The sequence below is a fragment of the Alistipes sp. 56_sp_Nov_56_25 genome, assembly GCF_001915285.1.
GTDB classification, from domain to species: Bacteria; Bacteroidota; Bacteroidia; order Bacteroidales; family Rikenellaceae; genus Alistipes; species Alistipes shahii.
Map to the genome: position 1 here is coordinate 124,799 of NZ_MNQF01000066.1, position 11,911 is coordinate 136,709.

Here is an 11,911-nt window from a genome sequence, read left to right on the forward strand (position 1 = left end):
ATCGGCGTTGTCGCTAAATGGGATATTTTGTTTTGAAATCCGGTTTTTTTGTATATATTTACATAGATATTCCGGTCTGTTTTTATCTAATTCGCCCTGCTATGTATTTCAGATGCGTATTCCTTCTCCTCGCGGTCGCGGTCGTCCGGAGTGCATTCCCGCAGAATATCCGCCGCATTACCCACCGCGACGGGCTGTCGAACAGTTCGATTCTGTCGCTGGCGCAGGATGCGGACGGGTATATCTGGGCGGGCAGTTGCGACGGACTGAATCTGTGGGACGGCAATTCCGCCCGGCATTTCCGGCTCTCGGGCAACCTGATTCAGGAGATCGTAGCCACGGACGACGGTTACCTCTGGGTGCGGACCAACTACGGTGTCGACCGCTTCGACACGCGCGACCGGCGGATCGAAATGCTTGCCGGATTCCAGCGGGTCTATAAATTCGCGGCCCGCAGCCGGGACGAGGCGTTTTTCCTGCATGGCAACAAGTTGTACGGATATGTGGCGTCGCAGGGTGCGTTCGAGCCGGTCGATGTCCGCGGGGAGGAGCTTAACGGGGTGCTGCGCATGTGCCTCGACGGCGACGGCGTATTGTGGCTGGTGCGTTCGGAGGATATTCGTTGTGCGCAGGTGGTCTATGACGCCGGCGGCAGGGCTTCGGTGGGGGAGTGGGAGCGGATGCCGCTGCCGGACGGGGTGGTGTTCACCCGTTACGACGGCGACCGGACGATCTTTTTCACCGACCGGAACGGCATGTTGTTCCGCTTCGACACCGGGCAGCGGCGGGCTTTCCCGATTTTCGACCTGCGGGAGGAGCTCGGACGGCGCGGCACCCTTTCGTCGGTGATCAGCGACAAGGACGATTACGTGCTGGCCTTCGGGATGAGCGGCGTGCTGCGGCTCCGTTCGACCGATCCGATCGAGGGGCGTTACGAGTTGCAGGAGATCGACGTCAACTGCGGCGTTTTTGCGCTGCTGAAGGACTGTAACCAGGATATTGTCTGGATCGGAACCGACGGCAGCGGGTTGCTGCGGCAGGCGGTCGGGGAGGTCGCGATCCGTTCGGTCACCTACGAAACGCTGCCCTACCTGCTGACCAAACCGATCAAGGCGCTCCATGTCGACCCGGAGGGCGACCTCTGGATTGGGACCAAGAACGACGGCATCCTGCGCATCCGCGATTTCTACTCCCGGCGGACCTTTACGCGGGAGAATACCGACAGCTATACGGCCGCCGATTCGCCGCTGGGGAAAAATTCGGTCTATACGTTTGCCGGAAGCCGCCGCAATGTGCTGTGGATCGGCGGCGACGGCGGCGTGTGCTACTACTCGTACCGGCACAGGCGGATTTTCGAACTGCCGCGGAGCGGGGCGCTGCGGCGCATTCACGGGCTTTACGAGGACCGGGACGGGGTGCTGTGGGCTGCGAGCGTGGGCTACGGGGTCTGGCGCATCGAACTGTCCGGGAGCGCCGACGCGCCCGTCGCCGCGAATGTCGAACCGGTGGAGCTGGGACTCAAGGCGCGGAGCCGGAACTTCTTTTTCTCCGTTTGCGAGGAGTCCGATTCCACCCTCTGGTTCTGCAATCACGGTATCGGCGTCGTACACTATGACAGGCGCACCCGGGAGGGCCGGACCGTCGGGTTCGACACCCGCCGGGGGCTGGCCGTGAACGACGTGACGGCGGGCGTGTGCCGTTCGGACGGCTCGTCGTGGTTCGGGACCGGCTGCGGCCTGGTGCGTTACGATCCGGCGGGCTGCGGCGCGGAACCCGATTACAGCAACGACCAGCTGCGTTGCGGGGTGATTCACGGCCTGCTGGTCGATTCGCTCGACAACATCTGGGTCGGGACCAATGCCGGCATCGTGCGCTACGACCCGGCGACGAACCGTTCGGTGGTTTACGGCGCTTCGTACGGACTTGACGTGGTCGAGTTCAGCGACGGAGCCTATTTTTACGACCGGGAGCGGGGAAAACTGCTTTTCGGCGGGATCAACGGCTTCGTGGTCATCTCCGATAGCGGGGATTCCGAAGCGGCCTCCTACATGCCGCCCATCCGGTTCCGCGAGGTGAGGGCCAACGGCGAGTCGTACGATGTCGGGGCGCTGATGCGCCGGGGGCGGATGGTGCTGCGGCATCATCAGAATGCTTTCAGTCTTTCGATCGCGGCGCTGGATTACGTCAACGGCAGCAATTATTCCTATTTTTACAATATCGAGGGACTGGACGGCGACTGGCATGACAATTACCACAGCAACACGCTGGCTTTCGCTGCGTTTCCCACGGGCCGCTATGCGCTCGGGGTGCGCTACCGGAACAATACGACCGGGGAGTGGAGTCCCGTCAGCCGCCTGCTGATCCGCGTGCTGGCTCCGCCCTACGCCTCGACCTGGGCCTGGATCGGGTATCTCGCCGCAACGCTGGGCGTCGTTATCGGCGTGTCGGGATACCTGATCCGCCGCCGCCGGCTCCGGGCGCGGCTCCGGCAGTCGCTCTACGAACAGCGGCAGCGGGAACTGGTCTATGAGTCGTGCATCTGGTCGTTCTCCAACCTGACCAACGAACTCTCGATCCCCGTGACGCTGATAAACGGTCCCTGCCAGCAGATCATGGGCTGCAAGTCGGCCGACGCGTTCGTCCGCCGGCAGGCGGAACTGATCCGGCACAATGCGCAGAAGATCAACGATCTGATCTATATGCTCAACGAATTCCAGTCGACCGATCCCGTCGACGGTTCGGACGATATCGAGATGCTGGACGTTTCACGCACGGCCGGCGGCATCGCGCAGACATTCGCCGATTATGCCGGGGAGAACCGCATCGCCTACCGGACGGCCGTAGGCAGCGGCGTGCTGTTCCCTTCGGTGCGCAATATCCTGATGATGATCTTCAATATCCTGCTGTCCAATGCGTTCCGCCGGACGGAGCCGGGCGGCGAGGTGAGCGTTTCGGTCGGAATCTGTTCCGTGCCGCGTCCGGACGGGGCGGCTTCCGGCGCCGGGGAGGAGACTTCCGGCGCGGCGGAACGGCTTCGGATCGAGGTCTCGAACCGGGGCGTGGAACTCGACGCCGGGCAGATCGAACTGATTTTCGACCGTTACAAACTGCTCAACCACCTGGGGGCGCTGAGCCGCCAGGGCGTGTCGCTGAAGGAAGACCTGGAGCTGGCGATCTGCTACAACCTCGTGACCAAGCTCCAGGGCGAATTCCGGGTGGAGAGCCGCGACGGGCTGACGACCTTTACGCTGTCGCTGCCGCGGCTCGAGATCACCCGTGCGGCCCGGTCCGCCGCACAGCCCGACATCGCTCCCGGACAGCGGTTCAGCCAGCCCGTGCCGGTTCCCGAAGCCTCCGTGATGACGTTCGGTGACATGCTCCCGACGATGCTCGTCATCAACGAGGACCGGGATATGGCCGATTTCATCGCCGGTCTGTTCAGCGGCGGCTACAACGTGCGGATCGTCTCCGACCTGAAATGCCCGCAGGAGAAACTGGCCGAAGCGCAGCCGCAGATCATCATCTGCGGGACGGTGTCGCTCAATGCGGCGATGATCGGGCTGATCCGCAGCATCCGGGAAACCAAGCAGCTGATGCAGGTCCCGATTATCCTGTTGACGGCGGTTTCCCGTACGGACGTGAAGGTCGAGGGGCTGGAACTGGGCGTGGACATCTGCCTGAAGATCCCCTTCGACATTACCCATTTGCAGAGTGTCGTCGACCAGCTGCTGCGCCGTTACGAATCGCTGAAAAGCTACGGACGCTCGGTTTACAGCGCCTTCGACCTCACGCAGGGGCGGTTGCTGCACAAGGACGACAAGGCGTTTCTTGAGCGGATGCTCGACATCATCAACCGGAACATTCTCGATCCGGGGTTCTCAACGCAGTTCATCGCCCGGGAACTCGGCATGAGTCTCTGCAATTTCTACCGGCGGCTGGGGACGATCACCGGCCAGACCCCGGCGGGAATCATCCGGGAGTACCGGCTGAACCTGGCCGAGCAGTTGCTGGTGACCACGCGGCTCTCGATCGACGAGATTATCTACAAGTCGGGGTTCGCCAACCGCAGTACCTTTTTCCGGGGATTCATCGCCCGGTTCGGGGCGACGCCGAAGGTCTATCGCGAGCGGAAGATCGAGGAGGCGCTGCGGGAAAAGGACGCCCGGGCGGAGGAATCGGACCGGGCGGAGGAGTCGGACCGGGCGTAAGCGAAGCCCTCGGCGGCGCGGGTGCCGGGAGGGTGCGGTGCGGATGTGGGTGCCGGATGGATGCGGTGCGGGTGTGGGTGCCGGGTGCGGGCGAAAGCGGGCGGCAGCCTTTGCCGGGACCGTTTCTGCGGATGTTTTCGGGCGGTTGCTGCGGCGGCGGTGCGGGCGGAACGGTTCGTACGCAGTCGTTTTCCGGTGTCCGGATCGTGTGCCTGCGTTCCGGATTTTGCCGATTTCCAGGCCGGAAGGAGGATTTTTCCCGGAAAATCGTTATTTTTGCCTCCAGAGCTTCCGTGTACGGTTCGTCCGAGCGGAAACGATGATCACTTTATAACTTTATCGAGATGAAAATTGCTATTGTGGGCGTCAGCGGTGCTGTGGGCCAGGAGTTTTTGCGGATTTTGGAGGAGCGCCGGCTCCCGATCGACGAACTGGTGCTGTTCGGTTCGCAGCGCAGCGCGGGCCGTACCTATAAATTCCGCGGGGAGGAGCTTACCGTCAAACTGCTGCAACACAACGACGATTTCAAGGGAATCGACTTCGCTCTGACGTCGGCCGGAGCGGGTACGTCGAAGGAGTTCGCCGAGACGATCACCCGGCACGGGACCGTTATGATTGATAATTCGAGCGCTTTCCGCATGGATGCCGACGTGCCCCTCGTCGTGCCGGAGGTCAACCCCGGGGATGCGAAGAACGCACCCCGCCGCATCATCGCCAATCCCAACTGCACGACGATCCAGATGGTTGTGGCGCTGAAGGCGATCGAGGACGTGTCGCATATCCGCCGCGTGCACGTGTCGACGTACCAGTCGGCCAGCGGCGCCGGGGCGGCCGCTATGGCGGAACTGGAGACGCAGTATGCCGAACTGGGCGCGGGCAAGGAACCGACGGTGGCGAAATTCGCCTTCCAGCTGGCCTACAACGTGATTCCGCATATCGACGTTTTTACCGACAACGACTATACGAAGGAGGAGATGAAGATGTTCCACGAGACGCGCAAGATCATGCATTCGGACATCGCCGTGTCGGCGACCTGCGTGCGCGTCCCGGTGATGCGCGCCCATTCGGAGAGCGTGTGGCTCGAAACCGAGCGTCCCGTCTCCGTGTCCGAAGCCCGCGAAGCCTTCTCGAAGGCCGAAGGCGTGGTGCTGATGGACGATCCCGCCGGCAAGGTCTACCCGATGCCGCTCTTCATAGCCGGCAAGGACCCCGTGTACGTGGGGCGTATCCGCAAGGACCTGACGTGCGACAACGGCCTGGCGTTCTGGTGCGTGAGCGACCAGATCAAGAAGGGTGCGGCGCTCAATGCCGTGCAGATCCTCGAAACGCTGATTTAGCTTTCGGCCGGCGGCTGTCCGGGAGTTGCTTCGGGCGGAAAGCCGACTGAAGAACTGACGGCCTGCGCTGCCGATGACCGCATTGATTGCGGTTTGCGCGTAGAGCGGCGGTTTTGTCGCAAGAACAGGCCCGGGACGAAATCCCGGGCCTGCTCTGTATCGGGAAATCCGGATAAAGCAGGTCGCTTACCCGATTAAGCGGGGGTGGGCATGTGCGCGAAACAGAGGATAATTGCGACCTTTCGGAACAAATCCCATACTGTTATGATCACTTCCGTAAAGGTAAAATTCCGCGCATCGCGCGTATCCGGCAAGGCCGGAACCATCTACTATCAGTTGACCCATCTCCGCCGGACCCGCTGCATTACGACCGGCATCCGTTTGATGCCCGGCGAGTGGGACGCTTCGGCGCAGCGGGCCGTCTCTCCGGAGCCGGGCCGCATTCCGGTCTGGCAGTGCCGCATAGAGTGCGACGTGGACCGGCTGCACCGGATCATCCGCGACCTGGGCCGCGAGGGGCGGCCCTATACGGTCGACGAGGTTGCCGACCGCTTCTGCGCACAGTCCTGCGGCGTGGGCGTGACGGCGTTCATGCGCGAGCAGATCGCGCAGCTGACAGCCGACAACCGGCTGGGCACGGCCCGCAACTACACGCGCACGCTCCGCAGTTTTTCGGGCTTTCTCGGCGGCGGCGAACTGCCTTTCGCCGCGTTCACCGAGCGGTTGGTCGAGGAGTACAACGCTTATCTGCTGCGCCGCGGGGTCGTCCGGAACACCGTGTCGTTCTACATGCGCATCCTGCGCTCGGTTTACAACAAGGCGGTCCGCAGGCGGCTGGCCGAGCCGGCGTCGCCGTTCGGCGGTGTCTATACGGGCGTCGACCGCACGCGCAAACGGGCCATCGACGAGCGGCTCATCGCCCCTCTGAAGAGCCTCGACCTGCCGGTTTCGGGTGCGTTGCCGCTGGCCCGCGACCTGTTCGTTTTCAGCTACTGCATGCGTGGCATGGCGTTCGTCGACATGGCTTTTCTCCGGAAAAAGGACATGAGGGACGGGGCGATCCACTACGTGCGCCGCAAGACGGGGCAGCGGATGACCGTGCATCTGGAGCCGTGCATGCGCGAGATCATCGGCCGGTACGCTCCGCGCACGCGCGATACGCCCTATCTTTTCCCGGTGCTGACGGCCGAGGACCCGGCCCGGGCCTATGCGCAGTATCAGGTCGCGCTGAACTACTACAACCGTCTGCTGAAAAAGCTCGCGTCGCTGCTGGGGCTGGACTCCGGGCTTTCGTCCTACACCTCGCGTCACAGCTGGGCGACGGCGGCCCGCAACCACAATGTGCCGCTGCCGGTGATCAGCGCCGGAATGGGGCACACCTCCGAGCGCACGACGCAGATTTACCTCTCGGCGCTGGAAACCTCGGTCATCGACTCCGCCAACCGGAAAATCCTCGCTTCGCTGAACCGCTGCGTCTCCTGCTGACGTGTCCGGAGATGCGGGTCTGAAAAAATCCGGCCGCGGAGGTCTGTCCCCGCGGCCGGATCGGTCGGTTGGAACATGCGTTTACTTCACCTCCCAGTCGTCGGTGCGGAACGAGGAGGCGGGGATGCCGGAGGTGTTGAAAAGGGTGGCTTCGGGAACGTTGCGGAAGGCGTAGCGCACGGCGACCGGTTCCGGAACGGCGTCGCACGCGACGATCAGGCGGCTTTTGCCCTTCTCGATCCGGGCTGTGGCCGGGTGGAAGACGCGGTCGGCGCCCGCCATTTCGAAGCCCGTGAGCGTGCGGCCGTAGGGCGCCAGGCCGTCGGGACCTGTCGCGAAGGTCAGGTAGGCCTTGCCGTCGGCGACCTCCATCTTTTCGCAGACGGGCGTATCGGCGTCGATGCCTTTCATGCCGTAGGTTTTCGACAGCGCCAGCCAGGCCAGACGTGTTCCGACCTCTTCTTTTTTGGCCGGATGGATGCAGCCCTCGTCGCCGATGTCGAGTGTTACGGCCATGCCGCTCGATGGAATATCCTTCAGATTATGCAGCTGGGCTTCGCGCAGCAAGGCTCCGCTGATGGCGTTGGGTCCGTCATAGCGGTAGGGTGCGATCTGCACGTAGTAGAACGGCAGCCCGCCCTGCGCCCAGCGCTCGCGGAGCATCTTCACGAAGGCCGGCATCAGCGCCCGGTACTGGGTGGGATTCGGCCTGTTCGACTCGCCCTGATACCAGAGGAATCCCTTCACGGTGTAGGGTACGAGCGGTGCGATCATGCCGTTGTAAAGTCCGCAGGGTTTGTACTGGGGGCGGTCGATTTGGTCCGGGTTGTCAAGGAACGAGAGGTCGAACTCCTTGAATCCGGACATCGTTTCGCGGTCCATCCACGCCTCGACCGGGGTGCCGCCCCAGCAGGTGACGATGACACCCACGGGGACGTCCAGCACGCTCTGCAAGTAGCGGGCGAAGTAGTAGGCCGTGGCGCTGGTTCCGGCGACCGCTTCGGGGGTGTGCTTCAGCCATTGTGCCGCGCACTCCTCCTGCGGCGTGCGTGCCGTGCTGCGTTTGACGGTGCAGAGGCGGATCGGCGTTGCGGCCCTGGCCCGGATGATCGCCTCCGCCGAACCTTCGACGGGCTGGTTGGGGAATCCGTGTACCGGCATCTCCATGTTCGATTGTCCGGAGCAGAGCCACACCTCGCCGATCAGCACGTCGCGGAGCGTCAGCCGCTCGCCGTCGCTCAATTCGATCGTGTAGGGACCTCCGGCCTCCGGGGTGGGCACGGCGGCCCGCCAGCGGCCGTCTTTGCCGACGTTGGCCGTAATGCCTTGCGTGCTCCACGAGGGGCGGATCGTGACCTTCTTGCCGGGCGCGGCCTTGCCCCAGAACTGCGCTTCGGACTGCTGCTGGAGCACCATGTTGTCGCCGAAAATGCCGGGCAGGACGACTTTCGCTTGCATCGTGAGGGCTGTGCCGAGCGCGGCCAGTGTGAGAAGGATTCGTTTCATCGTTAACGGATTTTATCGAGTTCGACGGTGAAGTGGCGCAGGATCGGCGCCTCGAAGGTGATGCGGTAACCCGTGGTGATCTCCGCGCGGCGCTCGAAGATGTTGCGGCATGCGGCGGCGATCACCCGGATGTGGTTGTCGGTGTAGACGCGGCGCGGGATGGCCAGGCGCAGCAGTTCGAGCGCGGGGTAGCGGTTCTCGTGCGTCTCGGGGTCGCGGTCGGCGAGGATCGAGCCGATCTCCACGCCGCGGATGCCCGCTTCGAGGTAGAGTTCCACGGCCAGCGTCTGGGCGATGAACTGCTCCTTCGGGAGGTTCGGAAGCACCTTCTTCGCATCCACGAAGATCGCGTGCCCGCCTGCCGGACGCTGGTAGGGGACGCCGTACTGGTCCAGCAGGTCGCCCAGCAGCCGCACCTGCCGGATGCGGGCGTCGAGCTGTCCGAATTCCGTGTTCTCGTCCAGTCCCACGGCCAGCGCGTCCATGTCGCGGCCCGACATGCCGCCGTAGGTGACGTAGCCTTCGAACATGATGCTGAACGACATCGCCTTTTTGTAGAGTTCCTCGGAGCGCATCGCCACGAAGCCGCCCATGTTCACCACGCCGTCCTTCTTGGCCGAGATGGTCATAATGTCGGCCCAGTCGTACATTTCGCGGACGATCTCCTTGATCGTCTTCGAGGCGTAGCCCTCCTCGCGGGTTTTGATGAAGTAGGCGTTCTCGGCGAAGCGCGCCGAGTCCATCAGCAGGGGCACGCCGTAGCGGCGGCACAGTTCGGCCGTTTCGCGGATGTTGCGCATCGACACGGGTTGGCCTCCGGCCGTGTTGTTGGTGACGGTGAGCACCACGCACGGAATCTTTTCGCGCGGGTTTTCGGCGAGGACCTTTTCGAGTTTCGCAAGGTCCATCTCGCCTTTGAACGGCAGTTCGAGCTGCGTGTCGGCCGCGGCGTCGATCGTGCAGTCCACGGCGTGGCAGCGGCGGAATTCGATGTGCCCCTTCGTGGTGTCGAAGTGCGAGTTGCCCGGCACGATGTCGCCCTCCTTGAGCAGCGCCGAGAAGATCACGTTCTCCGCGGCGCGCCCCTGGTGCGTGGGCAGGAACCACGGCATGCCGAACAGCTCCGCGACCGTCGTTTTGAGCCGGAAATAGGACGAGGCCCCGGCGTAGCTTTCGTCGCCGGTCATCATCGCCGCCCACTGGCGGTCGGACATCGACCCCGTGCCCGAATCGGTCAGCAGGTCGATCGTCACCTGGTCCGAGCGCAGTTTGAAAAGGTTGTAGCGGGCTTCGCGAATCCACGCTTCGCGCTCTTCGCGCGTGGAAGTGCGGATGGCCTCGGTCATCTTGATCTTGTAGGGTTCGGCATAAGGAAGTGTCATCATATAGTTGGTTTTAGGTTGCAATTCGTCGGTATTCCGATCAAAATTACGAAAAATTTTCCGAAACCGGAACTCGGGTACGTTATTTGTTCGGGGTCCTGCTGAATTTAACCTTCCGAATGCGATGCAAAAATACCGCTGCACCTACTGCGAATACATCTATGATCCCGTGTCGGGCGATCCGGAACACAACGTGGGCCGGTATACGCCGTTCGACGCGCTGCCCGACGACTGGGTATGTCCCGTCTGCGGCCGGGGAAAATGGGCTTTCGATGCGATGAAGGAACAAAAAACAAGCGACATATGATTTTGTATCTCAACTTATTAACATCTTTGATTATGGCAACGACCGATACCGCGTCCTCGCCGCGTTTCACCCCGCAGGACCTGCCTTATGCCTACGACGCGCTTGCGCCCGCAATCTCCGAGGAGACGATGCACTACCACCACGACAAGCATTATGCTGGTTATGTCGACAAACTGAACGAGCTGATCGTCGACACGCCCTTTGCCGGGCAGCCGCTGGAAGACATCATCCTTTCGGCCGACGGGCCGGTCTACAACAACGCCGCGCAGGCGTGGAACCACGCGTTCTTCTTCGGACAGCTCTCGCCGAAACCCCAAAAGGAGCCTTCGGGCGAGCTGCTGGAGGCCATCAACCGCAATTTCGGCTCGCTCGACGAACTGAAGGTGCAGATCGGCCGCGCCGCCGCGGGCCTTTTCGGTTCGGGGTGGGTGTGGCTGGCCGAGGACCCCTCGGGGCGTCTGGCCGTCGTCAGCGAGCAGAACGCCGGCAACCCCATGCGTCACGGCATGAAGCCGCTGCTGGCGATCGACGTCTGGGAGCATGCGTATTACATCGACTACCGGAACCGCCGCGCCGATGCCGTCGAGGCCCTCTGGGGCGTCGTCGACTGGAAGGTCGTGGGCGACCGATACGCTGAAAAATAGGCGGTTCCCGCCGGTGTTCGAATGCCGTTTCCTACATAGGAAACGGTATTTTTTGCGGGCCGCGGATTCGTGGATTTGTAATCAAAAGCTTCAATCAAATCCAACTATTTAATAAACAATATATTGTGAAATAATAGGTAATGGTTTGGCGATTATAAAGCCAGTGCTTTTGCATTCCATTTAACTTGTCAAAGACTCTATGACAAAGATATGAAATAGCCGATAAAAAAGCAAATGGAAAGAATTGTCTCATTTCTTTTCTCTAATTGGGCATTCCAGCTATCGCTGACTGTAGGCAATCAGATTATTGCGCAGGATGTCGAGAAAATGCGTCAGCCGCAACTTTCGATTGATGAGCGTATGGCGACACTATTCCGGATTGTTGATACGGACGTTGAAAGTTCTGGAAAGCACATCGACAAGTGTCGCCAGATCGACCCGTGTGCCGTCTATGCGGCGTATGGCTCCGGAGAGATGCAGAGCCGTTATCAGTTCCATGATATTGTTCGGAGAGAAACAGTGGTGATTTGGATACTTCGACCGATACCGGAGCGGCGATGGATGGATAACAAGCCGGGTAAAGACCAATCGGATTTCGAAATTCGTCAACAGAAGCGCCGATTTGAGCAGCGACGCTTGCGGAGATTCCTTCTCGACAATCCGCTCCTGCAACCGCATCAGGCGGGATTGGAGGCGGGCAAGTTCGTGCAGCAGGTCGATAAACTCTTTATTTGAATCAGTAGTTGAAAATAAGGTATAAAAATGCGATGGCTACCTTTCCCATCGTATGAATTAGCAGTCCGCAAGTAGAGCGGCACTTTGAAGNNTTTTCGTTCAGCCAACTGAATAGCGCTTCAATGGGTTCCCTGACAGATGAAACGGCTTGAGAATAAATGTCATCAGCGGCCTTGCTTCTCTGCTTCTCTGCTTCTCTGCTTCTCTGCTTCAGGAGCCCCTTTGATTGACTTGACGGGAGCGTAGAACTCATTGGCCTTATCGCGTCTTTCCTGCTCCCAGTAGTCATTGCTTCGGTATATCTTGT

General features: G+C 61.4%; 8 protein-coding genes. 6 read left to right on the plus strand and 2 right to left on the minus strand.

The features are described from left to right. Positions 1-101: 101 nt before the first annotated feature. From BHV64_RS12895 to BHV64_RS12905, 3 genes are all read left to right on the plus strand, one after another. The gene (locus BHV64_RS12895) at positions 102-4,208 is read left to right on the plus strand and encodes a two-component regulator propeller domain-containing protein (protein ID WP_288116183.1); all 4,107 of its coding nucleotides are present in this window, start codon (positions 102-104) and stop codon (positions 4,206-4,208) included. A gap of 344 nt (positions 4,209-4,552) precedes the next feature. Further along, on the plus strand, positions 4,553-5,545 hold the full coding sequence (locus tag BHV64_RS12900) for an aspartate-semialdehyde dehydrogenase (RefSeq protein ID WP_022061754.1): 993 nt from the start codon (positions 4,553-4,555) through the stop codon (positions 5,543-5,545). Positions 5,546-5,809: 264 nt separating this feature from the next. After that, on the plus strand, positions 5,810-7,030 hold the full coding sequence (locus BHV64_RS12905) for a site-specific integrase (protein ID WP_217726842.1): 1,221 nt from the start codon (positions 5,810-5,812) through the stop codon (positions 7,028-7,030). A gap of 81 nt (positions 7,031-7,111) precedes the next feature. On the opposite strand, the gene BHV64_RS12910 is transcribed toward BHV64_RS12905, so the two are convergent. After that, positions 7,112-8,536 (minus strand): sialate O-acetylesterase, encoded by a 1,425-nt coding sequence (locus BHV64_RS12910; RefSeq protein ID WP_022061755.1) that lies wholly within the window; start codon positions 8,534-8,536, stop codon positions 7,112-7,114. A 2-nt stretch (positions 8,537-8,538) separates the two neighbouring features. Further along, complete coding sequence (locus BHV64_RS12915; protein WP_022061756.1) at positions 8,539-9,918, minus strand: tryptophanase; 1,380 nt, start codon at positions 9,916-9,918, stop codon at positions 8,539-8,541. Between the two features lie 124 nt (positions 9,919-10,042). Here BHV64_RS12915 and BHV64_RS12920 point away from each other — a divergent pair, with 124 nt between their 5' ends. From BHV64_RS12920 to BHV64_RS12930, 3 genes are all read left to right on the plus strand, one after another. Further along, positions 10,043-10,225 (plus strand): rubredoxin, encoded by a 183-nt coding sequence (locus BHV64_RS12920; RefSeq protein WP_015547405.1) that lies wholly within the window; start codon positions 10,043-10,045, stop codon positions 10,223-10,225. 32 nt (positions 10,226-10,257) lie between these two features. Further along, entirely contained in the window at positions 10,258-10,869 is a 612-nt protein-coding gene (locus BHV64_RS12925; RefSeq protein WP_015547406.1) for a superoxide dismutase, read from the plus strand. A gap of 234 nt (positions 10,870-11,103) precedes the next feature. After that, positions 11,104-11,604, plus strand: a complete 501-nt coding sequence (locus BHV64_RS12930; protein ID WP_217726841.1) for a hypothetical protein — start codon at positions 11,104-11,106, stop codon at positions 11,602-11,604. Positions 11,605-11,911 lie beyond the last annotated feature (307 nt).

Excerpts from the sequence above, each read along its gene's own strand:
- BHV64_RS12910 (WP_022061755.1), bottom strand. The coding sequence starts at position 8,536 with ATGAAACGAATCCTTCTCACACTGGCCGCGCTCGGCACAGCCCTCACG.
- BHV64_RS12905 (WP_217726842.1), top strand. The coding sequence starts at position 5,810 with ATGATCACTTCCGTAAAGGTAAAATTCCGCGCATCGCGCGTATCCGGC.
- BHV64_RS12920 (WP_015547405.1), top strand. The coding sequence starts at position 10,043 with ATGCAAAAATACCGCTGCACCTACTGCGAATACATCTATGATCCCGTG.
- BHV64_RS12900 (WP_022061754.1), top strand. The coding sequence starts at position 4,553 with ATGAAAATTGCTATTGTGGGCGTCAGCGGTGCTGTGGGCCAGGAGTTT.
- BHV64_RS12895 (WP_288116183.1), top strand. The coding sequence starts at position 102 with ATGTATTTCAGATGCGTATTCCTTCTCCTCGCGGTCGCGGTCGTCCGG.
- BHV64_RS12915 (WP_022061756.1), bottom strand. The coding sequence starts at position 9,918 with ATGACACTTCCTTATGCCGAACCCTACAAGATCAAGATGACCGAGGCC.
- BHV64_RS12925 (WP_015547406.1), top strand. The coding sequence starts at position 10,258 with ATGGCAACGACCGATACCGCGTCCTCGCCGCGTTTCACCCCGCAGGAC.
- BHV64_RS12930 (WP_217726841.1), top strand. The coding sequence starts at position 11,104 with ATGGAAAGAATTGTCTCATTTCTTTTCTCTAATTGGGCATTCCAGCTA.